At 69.4% G+C, this 18,388-nt stretch carries 22 protein-coding genes; 16 read left to right on the forward strand and 6 right to left on the reverse strand.

Annotated elements, in window-relative coordinates:
- Positions 1–723, forward strand: coding sequence for a precorrin-2 C(20)-methyltransferase (cobI, locus tag Q4610_RS16560; protein WP_425262581.1), 723 nt, complete (start codon positions 1–3; stop codon positions 721–723).
- Positions 720–1,469 carry a precorrin-3B C(17)-methyltransferase gene (gene cobJ, locus Q4610_RS16565; RefSeq protein ID WP_304537082.1) on the forward strand — a complete coding sequence of 250 codons (750 nt, stop codon included), beginning with the start codon at positions 720–722 and terminating at the stop codon, positions 1,467–1,469. The genes cobI and cobJ overlap by 4 nt, the downstream gene beginning before the upstream one ends.
- Here cobJ and Q4610_RS16570 read toward each other — a convergent pair.
- Positions 1,445–2,194 carry a cobalt-precorrin-6A reductase gene (locus tag Q4610_RS16570; protein WP_304537083.1) on the reverse strand — a complete coding sequence of 250 codons (750 nt, stop codon included), beginning with the start codon at positions 2,192–2,194 and terminating at the stop codon, positions 1,445–1,447. The two genes, cobJ and Q4610_RS16570, sit on opposite strands and share 25 nt — an antisense overlap.
- Between Q4610_RS16570 and cbiE the strand changes: the two genes are divergently transcribed.
- The 11 genes from cbiE to cobS are packed head-to-tail and all read left to right on the forward strand — an operon-like array spanning position 2,193 to position 10,569.
- Entirely contained in the window at positions 2,193–3,398 is a 1,206-nt protein-coding gene (gene cbiE, locus Q4610_RS16575; protein ID WP_304537084.1) for a precorrin-6y C5,15-methyltransferase (decarboxylating) subunit CbiE, read from the forward strand. The genes Q4610_RS16570 and cbiE overlap by 2 nt on opposite strands.
- Positions 3,395–3,760 (forward strand): cobalamin biosynthesis protein, encoded by a 366-nt coding sequence (locus Q4610_RS16580; protein WP_304537085.1) that lies wholly within the window; start codon positions 3,395–3,397, stop codon positions 3,758–3,760. The genes cbiE and Q4610_RS16580 overlap by 4 nt, the downstream gene beginning before the upstream one ends.
- On the forward strand, positions 3,757–4,542 hold the full coding sequence (gene cobM / locus Q4610_RS16585) for a precorrin-4 C(11)-methyltransferase (protein WP_304537086.1): 786 nt from the start codon (positions 3,757–3,759) through the stop codon (positions 4,540–4,542). Before Q4610_RS16580 ends, cobM begins: the two co-directional genes overlap by 4 nt.
- Positions 4,539–5,846, forward strand: a complete 1,308-nt coding sequence (locus Q4610_RS16590; RefSeq protein ID WP_304537087.1) for a cobyrinic acid a,c-diamide synthase CobB — start codon at positions 4,539–4,541, stop codon at positions 5,844–5,846. Before cobM ends, Q4610_RS16590 begins: the two co-directional genes overlap by 4 nt.
- Positions 5,843–6,598: a precorrin-6A synthase (deacetylating) gene (gene cobF, locus Q4610_RS16595; protein ID WP_304537088.1), complete on the forward strand. Its 756-nt coding sequence runs from the start codon at positions 5,843–5,845 to the stop codon at positions 6,596–6,598. The genes Q4610_RS16590 and cobF overlap by 4 nt, the downstream gene beginning before the upstream one ends.
- Positions 6,595–7,200, forward strand: coding sequence for a cob(I)yrinic acid a,c-diamide adenosyltransferase (cobO, locus tag Q4610_RS16600; protein ID WP_304537089.1), 606 nt, complete (start codon positions 6,595–6,597; stop codon positions 7,198–7,200). Before cobF ends, cobO begins: the two co-directional genes overlap by 4 nt.
- Positions 7,197–7,844 (forward strand): 5,6-dimethylbenzimidazole synthase, encoded by a 648-nt coding sequence (gene bluB, locus Q4610_RS16605; protein WP_304537090.1) that lies wholly within the window; start codon positions 7,197–7,199, stop codon positions 7,842–7,844. The genes cobO and bluB overlap by 4 nt, the downstream gene beginning before the upstream one ends.
- A gap of 28 nt (positions 7,845–7,872) precedes the next feature.
- Positions 7,873–8,280: a DUF1636 domain-containing protein gene (locus tag Q4610_RS16610; protein WP_304537091.1), complete on the forward strand. Its 408-nt coding sequence runs from the start codon at positions 7,873–7,875 to the stop codon at positions 8,278–8,280.
- On the forward strand, positions 8,277–9,293 hold the full coding sequence (cobT, locus tag Q4610_RS16615) for a nicotinate-nucleotide--dimethylbenzimidazole phosphoribosyltransferase (protein WP_304537092.1): 1,017 nt from the start codon (positions 8,277–8,279) through the stop codon (positions 9,291–9,293). Before Q4610_RS16610 ends, cobT begins: the two co-directional genes overlap by 4 nt.
- Complete coding sequence (locus tag Q4610_RS16620; protein ID WP_304537093.1) at positions 9,290–9,859, forward strand: histidine phosphatase family protein; 570 nt, start codon at positions 9,290–9,292, stop codon at positions 9,857–9,859. Before cobT ends, Q4610_RS16620 begins: the two co-directional genes overlap by 4 nt.
- A complete protein-coding gene (gene cobS / locus Q4610_RS16625) occupies positions 9,856–10,569 on the forward strand; it encodes an adenosylcobinamide-GDP ribazoletransferase (RefSeq protein WP_304537094.1) in 714 nt (237 codons plus the stop codon). Before Q4610_RS16620 ends, cobS begins: the two co-directional genes overlap by 4 nt.
- Here cobS and cbiB read toward each other — a convergent pair.
- Positions 10,559–11,497, reverse strand: coding sequence for an adenosylcobinamide-phosphate synthase CbiB (gene cbiB, locus Q4610_RS16630; protein ID WP_304537095.1), 939 nt, complete (start codon positions 11,495–11,497; stop codon positions 10,559–10,561). The two genes, cobS and cbiB, sit on opposite strands and share 11 nt — an antisense overlap.
- Positions 11,490–12,482, reverse strand: a complete 993-nt coding sequence (locus Q4610_RS16635) for an aminotransferase class I/II-fold pyridoxal phosphate-dependent enzyme (RefSeq protein WP_304537096.1) — start codon at positions 12,480–12,482, stop codon at positions 11,490–11,492. Before Q4610_RS16635 ends, cbiB begins: the two co-directional genes overlap by 8 nt.
- A 95-nt stretch (positions 12,483–12,577) precedes the next feature.
- Between Q4610_RS16635 and cobU the strand changes: the two genes are divergently transcribed.
- Positions 12,578–13,120 (forward strand): bifunctional adenosylcobinamide kinase/adenosylcobinamide-phosphate guanylyltransferase, encoded by a 543-nt coding sequence (cobU, locus tag Q4610_RS16640; RefSeq protein ID WP_304537097.1) that lies wholly within the window; start codon positions 12,578–12,580, stop codon positions 13,118–13,120.
- Positions 13,121–13,220: 100 nt separating this feature from the next.
- Here the strand turns inward: cobU and Q4610_RS16645 are convergent, their stop codons facing one another.
- From Q4610_RS16645 to Q4610_RS16655, 3 genes are read right to left on the reverse strand one after another with little or no spacing between them, the layout of a single operon-like run.
- Positions 13,221–13,970, reverse strand: a complete 750-nt coding sequence (locus tag Q4610_RS16645) for a FadR/GntR family transcriptional regulator (protein ID WP_304537098.1) — start codon at positions 13,968–13,970, stop codon at positions 13,221–13,223.
- Positions 13,971–13,990: 20 nt separating this feature from the next.
- Positions 13,991–15,142 carry an acetyl-CoA acetyltransferase gene (locus tag Q4610_RS16650; protein ID WP_304537099.1) on the reverse strand — a complete coding sequence of 384 codons (1,152 nt, stop codon included), beginning with the start codon at positions 15,140–15,142 and terminating at the stop codon, positions 13,991–13,993.
- On the reverse strand, positions 15,139–15,540 hold the full coding sequence (locus tag Q4610_RS16655) for a Zn-ribbon domain-containing OB-fold protein (protein ID WP_304537100.1): 402 nt from the start codon (positions 15,538–15,540) through the stop codon (positions 15,139–15,141). Before Q4610_RS16655 ends, Q4610_RS16650 begins: the two co-directional genes overlap by 4 nt.
- A gap of 269 nt (positions 15,541–15,809) precedes the next feature.
- Between Q4610_RS16655 and Q4610_RS16660 the strand changes: the two genes are divergently transcribed.
- Together Q4610_RS16660 and Q4610_RS16665 are read left to right on the forward strand one after the other, a co-directional pair.
- Positions 15,810–17,105, forward strand: a complete 1,296-nt coding sequence (locus Q4610_RS16660) for a sulfotransferase family protein (protein ID WP_304537101.1) — start codon at positions 15,810–15,812, stop codon at positions 17,103–17,105.
- Positions 17,102–18,319, forward strand: coding sequence for a DUF1214 domain-containing protein (locus Q4610_RS16665; RefSeq protein ID WP_304537102.1), 1,218 nt, complete (start codon positions 17,102–17,104; stop codon positions 18,317–18,319). The genes Q4610_RS16660 and Q4610_RS16665 overlap by 4 nt, the downstream gene beginning before the upstream one ends.
- The last annotated feature ends 69 nt before the right edge of the window (positions 18,320–18,388 follow it).

An 18,388-nucleotide genomic window follows, 5' to 3' on the forward strand; every position in this document is an offset into this window, starting at 1 on the left:
ATGCCCGGCACCATCCATGGCGTGGGCCTTGGCCCCGGCGCGCAGGATCTGATGAGCGTGCGCACCGACCGGCTGGTGCGCGGCGCGCGCCACATCGCCTATTTCCGCAAGGCTGGTCGCCCCGGCCAGGCGCGCCGCATCGTGGAGGGGATGCTGCGGCCGGACGCGGTCGAGATCGCCATGGAATATCCGGTGACGACCGAAATCCCGCTGCGCGATCCGCGTTACAATGCCACCCTGTCCGCCTTCTACGCGGACTGCACCGACCGGCTGAGCGCCCTGGCGCAAGGCGGAGAAGATGTAGTCGTGCTGTGCGAGGGCGATCCCTTTTTCTACGGCTCCTTCATGCACCTGCACAGCCGCCTGACCGGCGTGGTCCCGGTGCGGATCGTGCCGGGGATCAGCGGCATGGCCGGTGCCTGGACCGCCAGCGGCGCGCCGATCACATGGGGCGACGATGTGCTGACGGTGCTGATGGCGACGCTGCCCGAAGCCGATCTTGTCCGCCGCATCGCCGACACCGATGCGCTGGTGGTGATGAAGATCGGCCGCAACCTGCCCAAGCTGCGCCGTGCGGTGGCCGCCGCCGGGCGCGAGGGGGAGGCATGGCTGGTCGAACATGCCGCCATGCCGGAACAGAAGGTGACGCCGCTGCTGAAGGCGGACAGCGTGACCCCCTATTTCTCGATCCTGCTGATCCATGGTCAGGGGCGGCGGCCATGAGCGGCTGGCTGGCCATTGCCGGGCTGGGACCGGGCGACGAAGCGCTGGTGACGCCGGAGGTGACGGTGGCGCTGGCGCAGGCGACCGATGTGGTCGGCTACATCCCCTATGTCGCGCGGGTCGCGCCGCGCGCAGGGCTGGTCCTGCACCCGTCCGACAATCGGGTGGAGGGTGAGCGGGCGGCCCATGCGCTGGCGCTGGCGGCGGCGGGGCGGCGCGTGGTCGTGGTGTCGTCGGGTGATCCGGGCGTTTTCGCCATGGCCTCGGCCGTGTTCGAGGCGCTGGAGGCGGGGCCTGCGGACTGGCGGGATCTCGACATTCGCGTCCTGCCCGGCATCACCGCGATGCTGGCGGCCAGCGCGCGGGCGGGCGCGCCGCTTGGCCATGATTTCTGCGCGATCAACCTGTCCGACAATCTGAAACCCTGGGATCTGGTCGAGCGGCGGCTGCGGCTGGCGGTGGCGGCGGATTTCGCCATCGCCCTCTACAACCCCCGGTCGAAGGCGCGGCCGCAGGGGTTCGCCCGTGCGCTGGAACTGCTGCGGGCAACGTGCAGCGACGATCGCCCGATCCTGTTCGCGCGGGCGGTATCGACCCCGGACGAAGCACTGAACATCGTCCCCCTGTCGCAGGCGATGCCCGACATGGCGGACATGCGCACGATGGTCATCATCGGGTCCAGCCAGACGCGGATCATTCCGCGCGCCGGCGCGCCGATCCTCTACACGCCCCGGTTCGCCGCATGATCCAGCCAGCGCAGAATTTCATGGGGATCATGGACCTCCGGCCGGTCGGGCAGGGCAGGGCGGTCGATCATCAGCACCGGCAACCCCGATTGCCGCGCCGCGACCAGCTTGGCCTGCGCGCCCGTGCCGCCGGCATTCTTGCAGACCAGCAGGTCGATGCCATGCGCCCGCATCAGCCGCGCATCGCCCTCGACATGGAAGGGACCGCGATCGATCACAAGCTGGTGCCGGGGCAGGACCGGCGGCACGACCGGCGCATCGACGAAGCGCAGGAGGTAGAAATGCTGCGGCCGCGCGGCGAAGGCGTCGGCGTGCATCCGGCCGAGCGCCAGCAGGATGCGGCGGGCGGGACCGTCCAGCGCGGCGATCGCGCCGGCAATATCGGGCACATGGGTCCAGCGGTCGCCCGCCCCCGCGCGCCAGGCCGGGCGCGTCAGGGCGACATGGGCGACGCCTGCCAGTCGAGCCGCCGCGACTGCATTATGGCTCATCGTCGCGGCGAAGGGGTGGGTCGCATCGATCAGATGCGTGACGCCGTGCTGGCGCAGATAGGCCGCCAGCCCCGCCACCCCGCCAAAGCCGCCGACCCGCACCGGCACCGGCTGCGCGCGCGGACTGTCCACCCGGCCGGCATAGCTGAGCACCGCCCGCTCGCCCTGTTCCGCCAGCAGCCGGGCGAGCGCGCTCGCCTCAGTGGTGCCGCCCAGGATCAGGATGTTGCGCATGGCTGATGGTCCGGCAAGGCCATGGCTGACGATCGTCGGCGTGGGCGAGGATGGATGGGACGGACTGGCGCCGCCAGCCCGCGCGGCGATCGATGCGGCGGAACTGGTCATGGGACCGGCCCGGCATCTGGCGCTGCTTGGCGATCATAAGCGGCGGGCGATGGCATGGCCAGTCCCCTTCGCCGATGGTGTCGCGCAACTGCTGGCGCATCGTGGCCGGCGCGTGGTGGCGCTGGCGTCGGGCGATCCCTTCTGGTTCGGGGCGGGGAGCAGCCTGACCCGGCATCTGGAGCCGGGCGAGTGGATCGCGCACCCGGCGCCCTCCACCGTCTCGCTGGCGGCGGCGCGGCTGGGCTGGGCGGTGCAGGACATGGCCTGCGTCGCGCTTCACGCCGCGCCGGTGACGCGATTGCGGCCCTATCTCGTGCCGGGACGGCGCATCGTGGCGCTGCTGCGCGATGGCGCGGCGGTGGGCGATGTCGCGGCTTGTCTGCGCGATCAGGGGTTCGGCACATCGACCCTGCACCTGCTCGAAGCCTTGGGCGGCCCGCGTGAGCGGGTGCGGGTCATGCGCGCCGATGCGCCGATACCCGACGATAGCACCCATCCGGTCGCGATCGGCATCGACTGCGCGGGCGGGGGCAGGGTGCTGCCCTGCGCATCGGGCATCGCCGACGACTGGTTCGACCATGATGGCCAGATCAGCAAGCGCCCCGTCCGCGCCCTCGCCCTTTCGGCGCTCGCGCCCCGGCCGGGAGACATGTTGTGGGACATCGGCGCGGGATCGGGATCGATCGGGATCGAATGGCTGCTTGCCCATCCCGCCAACCGCGCCGTCGCGCTGGAGGCTGACCCGGTGCGCGCCGCACGGATCAGTGCGAACGCCAAAGCACTGGGCATGGACCGGATCGAGGTGCTGGCCGGCCGCGCGCCCGACCTGTTGCCCGATCGCGTGCCCGACGCGCTATTCATCGGCGGCGGCCTGTCGCACGCATTGCTCGCCACGCTCTGGGCCAGGCTGCCTGCCGGGGTGCGGCTGGTCGCCCATGCGGTGACACTGGAGTCCGAAGCCCTGCTCGCCCGTTGGCAGGCGGAAAAGGGCGGCCATCTGTTGCGGATCGACCTGGCCCAGGCCGCGCCGATCGGGGCGCGGCGCGGCTGGCGCGCCAGCTATCCTGTGGTGCAATGGAGCGTCATCCTGTGATCGTCGCCGGCTTCGGATGTCGCGCCGGCGCGAGCGCTGTGTCACTCCGCGCGGCGCTGGACCGTGCGCAACGGGGCGTGCCGCCCATTACCCTGCTGGCGGCGCCGCATGACAAGCTGCCCGCGCTGGCCCCGCTCGCAGCGACACTGGGCCTGCCGATCACCGGCATCGCGCCCGATGCGCTGACCGTCATCGTCACGCCGACCCAATCCACCGCCAGCCTGATGGCGCGCGGCGTCGGCAGCCTGTGCGAAGCCGCCGCGCTGGCCGCCGCCGGACCCGGCGCGACCCTGATCGGCCGTCGCGTCATGTCGCCCGATCGGATGGCGACCTGCGCCATCGCCCAAGGACAGACCCCATGACCATTCACTTCATCGGTGCCGGCCCCGGCGCGCCCGACCTCATCACCCTGCGCGGCCGCGATCTGATCGCCGCCTCGCCCGTCTGCCTCTATGCCGGGTCGCTGGTGCCCGTCGCGCTGCTTGGCCATTGCCCGCCCGGCGCGCGGATCGTGAACACGGCACCGTTGTCCCTCGACCAGATCATCGCCGAAATGGCCGCCGCCCATGGTGCCGGGCAGGATGTGGCACGGCTCCATTCGGGCGACCTGTCGATCTGGTCGGCCATGGGCGAGCAGTTGCGCCGGCTGCGCGCGCTCGACATCCCCTTCGATGTGACGCCCGGCGTGCCCGCCTTCGCTGCGGCCGCGGCCGCGCTGGAGGTGGAACTGACCCTGCCCGGCCTGGCCCAGTCGCTGGTGCTGACCCGCACGCCGGGCCGCGCCAGCGCCATGCCGCCGACGGAAAGCCTGACCGCCTTCGCCGCGACCGGCGCGACCCTCGCCATCCATTTGTCGATCCACAATCTGGCGCAGACGGTGGCGGACCTGATCCCGACTTATGGTTCCGACTGCCCGGTGGCGGTGGTGTGGCGGGCGAGCTGGCCCGACCAGCGCATCGTCCGTGCGACGCTGGCCACCATCGAGCACGCCGTCGCCGGCAGCATGGAACGCACCGCCCTGATCCTTGTGGGCCAGGTGCTTGGCCTGCCCGACTTCGCGGAAAGCAGCCTTTACACTCCCGATTATGACCGTCGTTTCCGTCCGCAATCGGCGGCTTCGCGCTTTGCGGGGACAAGCGAATGAGCGTCCCCGGCCTGATGATCGCTGCGCCTGCGTCGGGCACCGGCAAGACCACGGTGATGCTTGGCCTGCTCCGCGCGCTTCGCGAGGACGGCCTGACCGTGCAACCCTACAAGAGCGGCCCCGACTATATCGATCCCGCCTTCCATCGCGCCGCCTGCGGCCGGGCGTCGTTCAATCTTGATAGCTGGGCGATGACGCCTGGCCTGCTGGACGCCATCGCGGGGCAGGCTGCGGGCGCGGACATTGCCATCGCCGAAGGATCGATGGGGCTGTATGACGGCGTGGCCAGCATCGGCGGGACCGGCCATGGCGCCAGCGCCGACATTGCCCGGCTTATGGGCTGGCCGGTCATCCTGGTGATCGACGTGTCGGGCCAGGCCCAGTCTGCCGCCGCCACCGCGCTCGGCTTCGCCCGCCTCGATCCCGACCTGCCCTTTGCCGGGGTGATCCTCAACCGTGTCGCCAGCCCGCGCCATGAACGGCTGGTGCGGCGGGGCATGGAGGCTGTGGGCATCAGGGTGCTGGGCGCGCTGCCCCGGCGCGGCGACCTGGCCCTACCCGAACGGCATCTGGGACTGGTGCAGGCGGTCGAACATCCCGATCTCGACCGCGCCATCGTCGGCTATGCCGCATTCCTGCGCGCGCATGTCGATCTGGACGCGATCCGGCAGACGGCGCGCGGCGTGACCCCGGCTAATGCAGACAGCCTGCCACTTCCCCCGGCGCAGCGCATCGCGCTGGCACGGGACGAGGCATTTTCCTTCACCTACCCGCATCTGCTGGAGGGCTGGCGGCGCGCCGGCGCGGACATTCTGCCCTTCTCGCCGCTGGCCGATGCAGCGCCCGCGCCGGACGCCGATCTGGTCTGGCTGCCCGGCGGCTATCCCGAACTGCATGCCGGGCGGATCGCCGCCGCGTCGCGCTTCCTGAACGGTCTGCGCCATCATGCGCGGACCCGCCCGGTCCATGGCGAGTGCGGCGGCTATATGGTGCTGGGTGACGCCTTGATCGACAAGGCGGGCGCGCGCCACGCCATGGCGGGCCTGCTGGGCCTTGTCACCAGCTATGCCCAGCGGCGCATGCATCTGGGCTATCGTCACGCGACCCTGCTGGCGCCGGTCGGGACGATCACGTCCGGCACGGCGCTGCGCGGTCATGAATTTCATTATTCGACCATTATCGCCCAGCCCGACGCCCCGCTCGCGCATGTCACCGATGCCGATGGCACGACCGTCCCGGAAACCGGGTCGCAGCGCGGCCAAGTGACCGGCAGCTTCTTTCACATGATCGCCCCGGCCCGATGATCGACCTGACCCTGATCGGCATCGGCACGGGTGATCCGGCACAACTCACGCTGGCGGCGATCCGGGCGATGAACGCCGCCGACCTGATCCTGCTGCCGCGCAAGGGCGCGGAGAAAAGCGATCTGATCGCGGTGCGGCGGCAAATCTGCGCCGATGTGCTGACCGGCGCCACCCGCGTCGTGGCGTTCGACCTGCCCGTGCGCCGCGCCCAGGGCGATTATCTGGAGGCGGTGCAGGACTGGCATGATGCGATCGCCCATGGCTGGACGGCGCAGATCGCCGCGCATCTGCCCGAAGGCGGCCGGCTGGCCCTGCTCGTATGGGGCGATCCGTCGCTGTACGACAGCAGCTTGCGCATCGCCGACCGGCTGCGGGCGCAGGGCATGGACCTGCGCGTCACGGTCATCCCCGGCATCAGCAGCCTTCAGGCGCTGACCGCCGCCCACGCCATTCCCCTGAACGCGCTGGCCGATCCGGTCGTCATCACCACCGGCCGGCAGATCCGCGACCATGGCTGGCCCGCGCAGGCGGACAGCGTGGCGGTGATGCTGGACGGTGGCGGCGCGTTCCAGGCGATCGATCCGGCGGGGGTCCATATCTGGTGGGGGGCTTATCTCGGCATGGCGCAGCAGGCGCTGATCTCTGGCCCGCTTGCCCAAGCCGGCGCGTCTATCGTCGCGCAACGGGCCGCGCTGCGGGCGCGGCATGGCTGGATCATGGATGTCTATCTGATGCGAAGGGAAACGAAATGAGCGAAGCGGACGAAGCGCGCCACAGCGAAAAAATGCGCCGGAAGCAGGCGGCGCAGGCGAAGATCATGGCCAACAAGACACAGGAAAAGGGGCTGCTGATCGTCCACACCGGCAAGGGCAAGGGCAAGACAAGCGCCGCGCTGGGCATGGTCGTCCGCGCCATCGGCCATGGCATGAAGGTCGGCGTCGTCCAGTTCGTGAAAGGCGCGATGGCGACCGGGGAAAAGGCGGTGTTCGACGCCTTCCCCGATCATGTCGCATTCAAGCCGATGGGCGAAGGCTTCACCTGGGACACGCAGGATCGCGCCCGCGACATTGCCCATGCCCGCGCCGCCTGGGACGAGGTAAAGCGGATGATCGCCGACCCGTCCTGCGCCATGGTGCTGGCCGACGAACTGAACATCGTGCTGCGCTACGACTATCTGCCGGTCGATGAAGTGCTGGCGGCGGTGAATGCGCGCCCCCCGATGAAGCATGTCATCATCACCGGCCGCAACGCGCCCGATGCGCTGGTCGCGGCGGCCGATCTCGTCACCGACATGGTGATGGTCAAGCATCCCTTCCGGTCGGGGGTGAAGGCACAGAAGGGCATCGAATTTTGAACGACGCCCCGCCCGATTTCGATCCGGCCTTTGCGGACCAGTTCGATACGCTGTTGCGCTGGCGGCGCGACGTGCGCCATTTCCGCACCGATCCGGTGCCGGAGGCGGCAATGCAGGCGCTGCTCGCCACAGTCAGCCACGCGCCATCGGTCGGCCATGCCCAGCCCTGGCGGCTGGTGCGGGTGCGATCGGCCGGGCGGCGCGACCGCATCGCCGCCCATGTCGATGCGCAGGCGCGGGCGGCGGCGGACCGCTATACCGATCCCGCCCAGCGCGACTGCTATCACGCGCTCAAGCTGCACGGCCTGCGTGAAGCGCCGGAGATAATGGCCGTCTTTTCCGACGATCGCCCCGTCGCCGGCCATGGGCTGGGCATCGCCACCATGCCAGAAATGCTCCGCTATTCGACCGTGATGGCCGTCCATGGCCTGTGGCTGGCGGCGCGGGCGCGGGGCATCGGCCTTGGCTGGGTGTCGATCGTCGATCCCCCCGCACTGGGCGCGATGCTGGAAGTGCCCGCCGACTGGACGCTGATCGCCCTGCTCTGCATCGGCTATCCCGCCGCGCCGTCCGACACGCCCGCACTGGAGCAGCATGGCTGGCAGGCGCGCGAGCCGCTGGCCGACCGGCTGTTCGACCGATGATCCCTTCACAACCAAGGAACCCAAACGCATGTTGAAAGCCGTGGAGGATGGCCCCGCCGTGGTCGCCTGCAACACCTGTCGCCTCAGCACCGACATGCGCGAGGATGGCGCGGGCAGGCGCGGCGGCGCGCTGCTGGCCGACGCGCTCGCGTGTGCAAAGGCGGCCGACCCGCGCTATGCCGGCATCGCCGTGCAGCAGATGCCCTGCCTGTTCGCCTGCGCCGACCATTGCACCGTCCATCTGCGCGCGCCGGGCAAGGTCGGCTATGTGCTGGGCCGCTTCAGCCCGGACATGGACGCCGCGCGCGCCATCCTGGACTATGCGGTCGCCTATGCCGACAGCGCGCATGGACGGGTGCCGTTCAAACAATGGCCGCAGGGGGTGAAGGGCCATTTCATTACCCGCACCCCGCCGCCCGGCTTCGTCGCTGAATGAGCGCGTTTCAGGACATTGCGGCTTTTGACGCCGCGCTGGCGAATCTGACCCGCGCCGATGCCGCCGCGACCAGCGCGGCGCGGGCGCGACAGGCGGAACTGACCAAGCCTGCCGGATCGCTCGGCCGGCTGGAGGCGATCGCGCTGTTCATGGCTGGCTGGCAGGGGCGTGAACGGCCGCTGATGGCGCCGGCGCGCGCGGTCATCTTCGCCGGCAATCATGGCGTCGTGGCGCAAGGGGTGAGCGCCTACCCCGCCAGCGTCACGCGGGCGATGGTCGCCAATTTCGAAAGCGGCGGCGCGGCGATCAATGCGCTGGCGAACGTGGCGGGGCTGGACCTGAAAGTGGTCGCCCTCGACCTCGACCGGCCAACGGCGGATTGCACGAAAGGCCCGGCGATGAACGAGGCGGAATGCCTGGCCGCGCTGTCCGCCGGCGCGGCGGCGGTCGATCCGGGCCTGGCCCTGCTGGTGCTGGGCGAAATGGGCATCGGCAATTCGACGGCGGCGGCGGCGCTGTGCGCGCGCAGCTTTGGTGGCGCGGGCTCTGACTGGGTGGGGCCGGGGACTGGCGTGGACAATGCCGGCGTCACGCACAAGGCAGCGGTGGTCGAACGGGCGCTTGCCCGTCACGCCGCCGCGCCGATGACCCCGTTCGAAACGCTGCGCCGGGTCGGCGGGCGGGAAATCGCCGCCATTGCAGGCGCGATCCTGCGCGCGCGGCAGTTGCGGGTGCCGGTGCTGCTCGACGGTTTCATCTGCTGTTCCGCGCTGGCGCCGCTTGCCGTCGTCGCGCCCGCGATCGTCGATCATTGCCTTGCCGGCCATGTCTCGGCCGAACCGGGGCATCGGCGGCTGCTCGATCGGCTGGGGCTGGACCCGTTGCTGGCGCTCGACATGCGGTTGGGGGAGGGGAGCGGCGCGGCACTGGCGGCGGGGATCGTCCGGGCGGCGCTGGCCGCGCATGCGCGGATGGCGACCTTCGCGCAGGCCAATGTGGCGACGGCGGGGTGAGCGGTTTCCTGCTCCACCTGCTGCGCCATGGCGAACCCGAACCAGCGGGGCATTTGCTCGGTCATGGCGACTGGCCGCCGACCGCTGCGGGCATCGCCGCCTGTGTCGACCGGGCGCGCGGGCTGGACGTGGCGGCGCTCTGGGCCTCTGACCTCAGCCGCGCCGCGCTGGCCGGCGACGCAATCGGGGCGGTGGCGGGCCTGCCGCTGCGGACCGATTCGCGCTGGCGGGAACTGGATTTCGGCGCGTGGGACGGGCGGGCGGTGGCGGACATCGATCCGGCCGCCATGGCGCGTTTCTGGGACGCGCCTGACGCTGCGCCACCACCGGGCGGCGAGCGCTGGTCGGCGCTGGTCGCGCGGGTGAGCGGGGCGATCGCTGCCTTGCCCCCGCATCCCACGCTGGTCGTCACCCATGGCGGGGCGATGCGCGCCGCGCTGGCGGCGCTGTGCGGGTTCAGCGCGGCACAGGCATGGGCGTTCGACCTGCCTTATGCAGCGCTGCTGTCGCTGCGGGTCTGGCCCGGCGACCGGCCGGCCGCGCAGATCGTCGGGCTGCGCACATGAAGGGCGTCTGGATCGCGCTTCAGTTCCTCACCCGCCTGCCGACGCCGCGCGTCGAAACGGATGCGGCCAGCTTTGCCCGGTCGATGCGCTGCTTCCCGGTCGCCGGGCTGGTGATCGGCGCGCTGGTCGCCGGTGCGGGCCGGGCCGGGGCGCATGTCGATCCCTGGATCGCGGCGCTGGCGGCGCTTGTCCTGTGGATAGGGGTGACAGGGGCGCTCCATCTCGACGGCCTCTGCGACCTCGCCGATGCGCGGGGCGCGGCGCATGGCGACCGGCAGCGCTTCCTGACCGTGCTGGCCGATCCCCATGCCGGCAGTTTCGGCGTGGTGGCGATCGGGCTGCAACTGATCGTCAAGCTGGTGCTGCTGCATGGCTTGGCGGACCGCGCATTCTGGTTCCCGCTCATGCTGATCCCTTTCGCCGCGCGGATCGGGCCGCTGGTCTGGACATCATGGTTGCCGCCGCTGCATGCGGGCCTTGCCGCCGGTTTTCGGGATGCGATTGGCTGGCGCCATGTCAGCTTCTGGCTTTGCCTCCTGCTGCTGCTCGCGCCATGGGCACCTGCCCTGCTCGCCGCGCCGTTGCTCATCGGCCTGTGGGGCCTCTGGCTGCATCGCCACATCGGCGGTGTATCGGGCGACTGCCATGGTGCGGGAATCGAACTGGTCGAAAGCGGCCTGCTGGTCGCCGCCCTGCTGCTCAGCCGATGATCCATGCCCCCGCCGCGATCAGCCAGAGCAGCAGGCAGGCGCGACGATAGACGATCAGCGCGCGGCCGATATCGGCCGGCCCGGCGTCGGTGCGCCCGTCGCCGATCCAGGGCTTGGCATGGGCGATGCCGTCATAGCTGACCGGGCCTGCCAGCTTCAGCCCCAGTGCGCCCGCCATCGCCGCTTCGGTCCAGCCGGCATTGGGCGACGCATGCCGCCGCGCGTCCCGCCGCATGATCCGCCAGCCGCCCGCGCCGGCGATGCAGATCAGCGCGCCGCCCAGCCGCGCCGGGATGAGGTTCGCGCCATCGTCGATCCGCGCCGCCGCCCAGCCGAAGGCGCGCCAGCGGTCCTCCCTGTGACCGATCAGGCTGTCTGCGGTGTTGATCGCCTTATAAGTCCACACCCCCGGCAGGCCGAGCAGCAACAGCCAGAAAAAGGGCGCCGCCACGCCGTCGCAAAAACTCTCCGACAGGCTCTCTATCGCGGCGCGGCTCACCCCGGCGCTGTTCAGCGCGCCCGTATCACGCCCGACGATCATCCCGACCGCGTGCCGGGCTTCGGCGATGTCCCCGCGCTCCAGCGCCTGTTGCACCGGGCGCACATGGTCGTTCAGGCTGCGCTGCGCCAGCGCGGGAAAAGCCAGCAGCGCGATGCCGATCCAGGCGCAATCGCCGATCCAGGCGACCAGCATCGCCTGCGCCGCCCAGGCGATGCCGGCGGTCAGGCCGATCAGCAGCAGCATCGTCGCCACGCCCAGCATCCGGCGCAGTCCCGCGCTGCGGGTCGGGCGGTTGCCATGCCGTTCGCACCAGTCGATCAGCCGCGCAAAGCCGCCCACCGGATGGCCGATCCGTCGATAGAGCGCATCCGGCCAGCCGATCGCCGCATCCATCGCCAGCGCCGCCAGCGTGACCGGATCAGCCATGGGCCAACGCCCGGTCGAGCCGCGCCAGATCGGCGGCATGACCCGGCACGCCCAGCCGCAGCCAGCGCGGATCATGATCGAACGGCCGGGTCCATATGCCCTGCCGGGCGAGCCGGTCGAACAGGGCGGGTGCGTCGCAATCGACGATCAGCCGGAACAGGGGCGATTTCCCCTGCGGTTCCAGATGATGGCGGCGCAGCACCGCGTCCAGCGCCGCCGCCCGCGCGACCAGCGCATCCCGCGTCGCCCCGATCCAGTCCCGGTCGGCATAGGCCGCCGTCCCGATCGCAATGGCGGCGGCCGACAGCGGCCAGCTTCCCATCCGGTCGCGCAGCGGCGCCAGCCGCTCCGCCGGTCCCACGGCAAAGCCCAGCCGCACCCCGGCCAGCCCGAAAAACTTGCCGAAGGAGCGCAGCACGATCACCGGATCGTCGGGGCGCAGATGTGGCAGGATGCTGCTGTCCGGCTGGGCATCGACAAATGCCTCGTCCACCACCAGCCAGCCGCCCGCCGCGCCGATGCGCCGGGCCAGCGCCAGCAGCGCCGCCACCGTCAGCATCCGGCCGGTGGGATTGGCCGGGTTGGCGATCAGCATCGTGCCGCCTTGCACCGCTTCATCCATCAACGCCGCGTCGGGAACGCCGCGGCTGCCGGGAAAGGCGGCGGCATGGCTGGCATAGCCCGGCACGCCATGCCGCCAGGGGCCGGGCAGGCCGAGCAGCGACAGGCTGCGCAGCCCCATTTCGGTGCCGGGCAGGGCGCAGACCCGGTCGGGTGATACAGCGAAGTTGACAGCCGCAACGCTTTCCAGCGTCGCCAGATCGGCTTCGTCGGGCAAGCGCCGCCAATCGATCGCGATCCCGTCCGCACCCGGCCAGGCCAGCGGGTTGATCCCGGTCGACAGGTCGAGCCAGGGCGTGCGCGCGTGCGGATAGGCTTGCCGCGCGCCGGAGAGGCGTCCGCCATGTATCGTCCAGTCGGGCAAGGCTTGGCTTTCTCCTGCAAGTGCATATTGCGGGCTGCTGTTCGCCAATGTCGCGCTATAGGGCAAGCGGGAACTGACGATGGGGACGCGACAGGATGAACAGCCTTCTGGTTCTGGGTGGGGCGCGGTCGGGCAAGAGTCGGTATGCGCAGGCCCAGGCGGAAGATTTCGTGGGCGATCTGGTCTATGTCGCGACGGGCCAGGCATGGGATGATGAAATGACAGAGCGGATCGCGGCCCATCGCGCCGATCGCGGCCCGCGCTGGCGCACGGTCGAAGAGCCGCTGGACCTTGCCGCCATCATCGCGGCGCACAGCCGGCCTGAAACCTTGTTGCTGATCGACTGCCTGACCCTCTGGGCGTCGAACCTGCTTCTTGCCGGACGGGACATGGACGTGGAGCGTGCGACGCTGACCCATGCCATCGCAGGCGCGCCCGGCCCGGTCATCCTTGTCGCCAATGAAGTCGGCCTTGGCATCGTTCCCGACAATGCGCTGGCGCGCCGTTTCCGCGACGCCGCTGGCCGCATCAACCAGGCGGTCGCCGCCACCGCCACCCAAGTGGTGTTCGTCGCGGCCGGCCTGCCGCTTGTGCTCAAGGGTGATCCGGCCCGCCCGGCATCATCCCTATTACTCTGAGTAATAAGGCGTCACCGGACGGACAAAAATGCGATATAGCTGTTCCACTCGTTGTTCCACTTATGCGCGATTGCGCGCCGGCCGGCCGTCGCGATGATCCTCATCCCGTGATCGGTGTGCGGGCAAGGCTTTTGTAGAAATCATGCACCCGGATCAGGTCGGCCCGCATTTCGGCAATCGCGGCTTCGGCATCCCGTGCCTGCAATGCGTCCAGCAGGCGTTCGCGCGATTGCAGCGTTTCCGGCCCCGGATCGGAACCCAGTTGTTCGGTGAAGCGGCGGACCAGATCGGCCATGCTGGTCATGAACACGGCCAGCAGCGGATTGTGGGTGGCGGCCGCCAGTACATCGTGAAATTCGATATTGCAGCGTGATTTTTCACGCAGCCGCCCGCTGTCATAGAGCGCCCGCGCGCGCGCGACATTCGCCTTGAGCGCGGCGAGATCGTCCTCGGTCATGCGCTCCACCGCCAGGCGGATCACCACGTCCGCCAGCAGCAGGCGCGTATCCCACAGGTCCTCGAACGAGATTTTGCCGAGCGAGAGCAGGTCGCCCATATTTTCGCTGATGACATTGGTGCGCCCGGACGTGACGAAGGCGCCGCCGGTCTTGCCGGGGCGCAGGTCCACGATCCCGGCCTGTTCCAGCGCGCGCAGCCCTTCGCGCACGGCATTGCGGCCGATGCCCAGACGGGCGCTGAGATCGCGTTCCGCCGGCAGCTTGTCTCCGGGCTTGAGATGCCCTTCGCCGATCATGGCGCGAATGCGCTCCACAACCCCTTCAAATGTGCGGACGGACCGGACCGGCCGATATTCAGGTTCTGGGCGCGCAGTGGCGAAGGGTGTTTCCATCACGGTCCTTTATACAGTTTTCAGTCGGTCGCCAATATCGCCAGCGCCTGGGCCGAAAGCACGCCGCCATTGCCCTGGGCGATGGCGGTCCGCGCCCCGGCCACCTGCCGCTCGCCGCATGTGCCGCGCAACTGCCGCACCGCCTCGATGATCGTGAACAGGCCGTACATGCCGGGATGGGTGCACGACAGGCCGCCGCCATTGGTGTTCACCGGCAGGCTGCCGCCCGGCGCGATTGTGCCGCCTTCGACAAAGCGCCCGCCTTCGCCCTTGGGGCAGAAACCCAGATCTTCGAGGAACAGGATCGTGTTGATCGTGAAGGCATCGTACAGTTCCACCACGTCGATATCCTGCGGCCCCAGCCCTGCGGCCGCATAGGCGCGCGCCCCGCATTCGGCGAGCGCCGTGCGGGTCAGGTCCGGCATGGTCGAGATATTATGATGGGTCGTGCCGCTTGCGGCGGACAATATCCTGACCGGCTTTGCCTTGAGGTCCGCCGCCCGGTCCGCCCGCGTCATCACGATCGCCGCGCCCCCGTCCGTCACAAGGCAGCAGTCCAGCACCGACAGCGGATCGGACACCAGCCGCGATGCGCGATAATCGTCCAGCGTCATGGGATCGCGCTTGAACGCTTCGGGGTTCAGCATCGCCCATTGCCGCGCGGCGACGGCGACGGCGCCGAGCTGGTCCCTGGTCGTGCCAAATTCATGCATGTGGCGGGCGGCCGCCAGCGCGTAGGAACTGACCGGATTGATCGGCTGGTAACGCGCTTCATAGGGCCATGGCTGCGACGTGCGCGCCAGCTTGCCCGACGCCGACGCCTGGTTGGAGCCATAGGCGATCAGCGCGCAGTCGATCAGGCCCGCGTCAAGCAGCCAGGCCGCGCGTTCCAGCCAGGTTTCGAACACATTGCCGCCGGGGCGGCTATTGTCGATCACCTTTGGCTGGATGCCCAGATATTGGGCGAAGCTGGTGCCGCCGCCAAAGGTGTCGGCGCTGTTGGTGTAGAACAGCCCGTCCACATCGGCGAAGGTCAGGCCCGCTTCGCGCAGGGCATTGCGCGCGGCGATGGCGGCAAGGTCGTGCGGTTCATAACCCGGCGCCTTGCCGGTGCCGAAAGTGCTGACGCCGACGATGGCGGTCTTGCCCCTGGGGAAAGCGTCGGTGGTCATGCGGCATCCTTTCCGTCGAGGGCGTCCTGCGGCACGAACACCACCAGCGGCCCGTCCTCCGCCGTCACGATGCGGGCACGCACCGCCATGCCGATGCGGACATCGGCGGCGTCGATCCCCTCCACCCGGCTCATCATGCGCGGCCCTTCGGCCAGGTCGATCAGCGCGATGTTCAGGCTGGGTTCGGGCGGCCGCTTGCGCACCACCGTGGTGGAATAGACCGTCCCATGCCCCGACGCCTCGACCCATTCCAGGTCCTCGCCGGTCACGGGCGCGACGACGCGGGGAAAGAACACATGGGTGCCGGTTTCCACGCCCCGCTGGATCATGAAGCGTCCTTCGGCGAGAAAGGCCGTGAACTGCTCGTCCGGTTTTATCTCGGCGATGGAATCTGGCATCTGCGGGTCCTGTTGCGCGAATGGGAATTGGCAACATTTGTCGCCGCGCCGCCGGCTTGTCGAGTTTGCATATGCCCGATCCCGGCGCGATGGCGCGATGATCGCGATGCCGATATGTGCGTGGCGTTACGGCGGCGGCGGCGTCTGGCGCTGTCTTGTCGTGGTCCGGCGCCCTCTATCGCAGTTGCGCTGAATAGCCGGGCATATTTGCGCCCTTTCCCGGACGATCGCTAGCATTTGCCCGGAAATTCCGTACCGGAGAGGCGATAATGCTGAAGGGCCGTTCGATTGATGCCGCCACCCTGACGGATGTTGGTCGCGCGCTGGCTTTTCCCGAACTGCCCGATGGTCTTGCCGCCTCCAATGACAAGCTGCGGCCCGTGGCGGCAGAGCGCTGGCCGTTCGACCCTGCGCACCTGATCGCCGCAGCCAGGGACGCGACCGGCCTTTCGGACTTTGGCGACGACTATTTCCGTGCGGTGCTCGACCGCCTGTGCCGGTCGGCGGAGGAGGAACTGGACCTTAGCCCCGTCGGCCGCCGCAATCTTTACGGCCAGATTCTCGACCATCTGGTGCAGCGGCTCCGGTTCCAGGACCTGTGGAACCGGCATCCCGAAATCCTGGACGAGACGATCGAGGCGCCGATCTTCATCGTCGGCCTGCCCCGGTCGGGCACGACATTCCTGCAACAACTGCTTGCCCAGCATCCGGCGCTGCGCGCGGTGCCTTTCTGGGAAAATCTGGCGCCCCTGCCGCAGCATGATCCCGCCATCCGCCCGCCCGACGACGCGCCGCTGATCGCGCAGGCCGAACGCAATGTCGAAGGGTTGCGGCGCTTCGCGCCCGGCCTGCTGGCCCTGCATCAGGTGGCGGCGGAGGAGCCGGAAGAGGAAATCTACCTGCTGGGACCGGGCTTTGCCTCGACCGTCTATGAATGGGTCTATATCCTGCCGTCCTTTGGCAGATGGTATGCGTCGGCCGATCACAGCGCGGGCTATCGCCATTTCCGGCAGATACTCCAGACATTGCAATGGATGCGCGGCGGCGGCCGGCGCTGGCTGCTGAAAGCCCCGCAGCATATGGAGCAGTTGGGGCCGTTGCGCGCCGCCTTCCCCGACGCGGTGATCGTGGAGACGCTGCGCGACCCCCTGACGGCCGCCGCCAGTCTGGCCAATCTGTGCTGTTATGGCCAGCGCCTGCGCACCGACCGACCGGACCCGCTGGCCACGGGCGCGGCGGCGGAAGCGATGATCGGCCGGCTGGTCGAGGCTTATGTGCGGGACCGGCCGGACAATGACCCGCACTTCATCAGCGTGCCCTTTGCCGACCTGATGGGGGATCCGCTTCCCCTGGCCGCGCGCGTGCTGGCGGCGGCGGGCGTGCCGATGACGGATGAGGCGCGGGCCGCCATGGCCGCCTATGTGGCGGACAATGGCAGGAAGGACCGGGTTCCCGTAAACTATGGTCCGGCGGATTTCGGCATCGACATACCCCGTCTGCGCGCGCGGCTTGACGGCTATTATGCGCGGTTCGGCCTGACCCCTGACCCGAAGTTCGTGGCATGAGCGGGGCGGATACTGGGGTCGATGCAGGGGCTGGCGTCTGGGCCGAATATAATGCGCTGGTCCAGAAGGCGCGGGAACGGATGCTGGCGCGGCCGGAAGCGGTGCATCAGCGGGTTCGCGACCAGGCCGAATATGCGCTCGTCGCGATGCAGGCCGGGTGCCATCATTTCCACGCGCTGCACCGCCCCGACTATCCCGCCTTTTACCGGCAGACAGTGTGGAGTCCCTATGAAGCGTCATGGGGCGGACCGTCATCGGACATGGTCTATGCCTGGACGTTCCTGGACGGCCGGCGGACCTATCGCATTCACGGGCGCCGGGGCACGACCCGCTTTTCCGACCTGCAATTGTTCAACGGCTATTTCGAGCGGGAGGATATGCGCGGGCTTGGCAATCTCGATTTCGACAGCCTGGCCACCGGCCCGGACGGCAGCTTTTCCTTCATCGCGTCGGCACGGCGGCCGGCCGGGTGGGACGGGGACTGGCTGCCCCTCGATCCCGCCGAACCTGTGATCTGCGCCCAGTTGCGCGACACATGGTGGGACTGGGCCGGGGATCGGGGCATCGACATCCATATCGCGTGCCTGGATCCGGCGGATGACGCCATGGTCCTGCCCACGGCGGAAACACATGCACGGCTGCTTCGGTCGGGCCATCTGCTGGAGCGCACGGTCGCCCGCGCGATAGGCTATGCCAACATGAACAGGAAACTGGCCGGCGGGCGCGACAATGCGTTTGGGCTGGTGCATGGATCGGGTTCCACCGATCATGGCGCATCGGGCCGGGCGGGCTATGGCGGGATGGTGTGGGACATTGCGCCGGGCGAGGCGCTGCTGATCACGCTGGACGAACCGCAGGCGCGCTACTGGTCGTTCCAGCTTGTCGACTGGTGGTGGATGACGCTGGATTTCAGCTATCACCAGAGCGGTCTCAACGGCTTTCAGGCAGAGCGTGACCCGGACGGGCGCATCGCCATGGTGCTCAGCCTGGACGATCCCGGCATCGCCAACTGGCTCGACCCGATCGGTACGCCGACCGGGCTGGTGCAGATGCGCTGGTATGATGGCGCGGTGGCGGCCGCGCCGGACGTGGAAAAAATCCCGCTGGCCGATGTGGCTGCGCGCTTGCCCCATGCGCGGCGCATATCCCCGGCGCAGCGGCGCGCGGATATCTCCACGCGCGCCAGAGCGTCGCTGGCGCGCTGGGGCTATTGACCGGGGCTGGCTGCCGGGGCTGGCTGGAAGTGCTCCGGCGCATCGCATCTGCGCTGATTGCTTGCCTGC

It is taken from the genome of Sphingobium cyanobacteriorum (assembly GCF_030580935.1).
Lineage (GTDB): Bacteria > Pseudomonadota > Alphaproteobacteria > Sphingomonadales > Sphingomonadaceae > Sphingobium > Sphingobium cyanobacteriorum.

Excerpts from the sequence above, each read along its gene's own strand:
- cobI (WP_425262581.1), top strand. The coding sequence starts at position 1 with ATGCCCGGCACCATCCATGGCGTGGGCCTTGGCCCCGGCGCGCAGGAT.
- cobJ (WP_304537082.1), top strand. The coding sequence starts at position 720 with ATGAGCGGCTGGCTGGCCATTGCCGGGCTGGGACCGGGCGACGAAGCG.
- cbiE (WP_304537084.1), top strand. The coding sequence starts at position 2,193 with ATGGCTGATGGTCCGGCAAGGCCATGGCTGACGATCGTCGGCGTGGGC.
- Q4610_RS16570 (WP_304537083.1), bottom strand. The coding sequence starts at position 2,194 with ATGCGCAACATCCTGATCCTGGGCGGCACCACTGAGGCGAGCGCGCTC.
- cobM (WP_304537086.1), top strand. The coding sequence starts at position 3,757 with ATGACCATTCACTTCATCGGTGCCGGCCCCGGCGCGCCCGACCTCATC.
- Q4610_RS16590 (WP_304537087.1), top strand. The coding sequence starts at position 4,539 with ATGAGCGTCCCCGGCCTGATGATCGCTGCGCCTGCGTCGGGCACCGGC.
- cobF (WP_304537088.1), top strand. The coding sequence starts at position 5,843 with ATGATCGACCTGACCCTGATCGGCATCGGCACGGGTGATCCGGCACAA.
- cobO (WP_304537089.1), top strand. The coding sequence starts at position 6,595 with ATGAGCGAAGCGGACGAAGCGCGCCACAGCGAAAAAATGCGCCGGAAG.
- Q4610_RS16610 (WP_304537091.1), top strand. The coding sequence starts at position 7,873 with ATGTTGAAAGCCGTGGAGGATGGCCCCGCCGTGGTCGCCTGCAACACC.
- cobT (WP_304537092.1), top strand. The coding sequence starts at position 8,277 with ATGAGCGCGTTTCAGGACATTGCGGCTTTTGACGCCGCGCTGGCGAAT.
- cobS (WP_304537094.1), top strand. The coding sequence starts at position 9,856 with ATGAAGGGCGTCTGGATCGCGCTTCAGTTCCTCACCCGCCTGCCGACG.
- cbiB (WP_304537095.1), bottom strand. The coding sequence starts at position 11,497 with ATGGCTGATCCGGTCACGCTGGCGGCGCTGGCGATGGATGCGGCGATC.
- cobU (WP_304537097.1), top strand. The coding sequence starts at position 12,578 with ATGAACAGCCTTCTGGTTCTGGGTGGGGCGCGGTCGGGCAAGAGTCGG.
- Q4610_RS16645 (WP_304537098.1), bottom strand. The coding sequence starts at position 13,970 with ATGGAAACACCCTTCGCCACTGCGCGCCCAGAACCTGAATATCGGCCG.
- Q4610_RS16650 (WP_304537099.1), bottom strand. The coding sequence starts at position 15,142 with ATGACCACCGACGCTTTCCCCAGGGGCAAGACCGCCATCGTCGGCGTC.
- Q4610_RS16655 (WP_304537100.1), bottom strand. The coding sequence starts at position 15,540 with ATGCCAGATTCCATCGCCGAGATAAAACCGGACGAGCAGTTCACGGCC.
- Q4610_RS16660 (WP_304537101.1), top strand. The coding sequence starts at position 15,810 with ATGCTGAAGGGCCGTTCGATTGATGCCGCCACCCTGACGGATGTTGGT.
- Q4610_RS16665 (WP_304537102.1), top strand. The coding sequence starts at position 17,102 with ATGAGCGGGGCGGATACTGGGGTCGATGCAGGGGCTGGCGTCTGGGCC.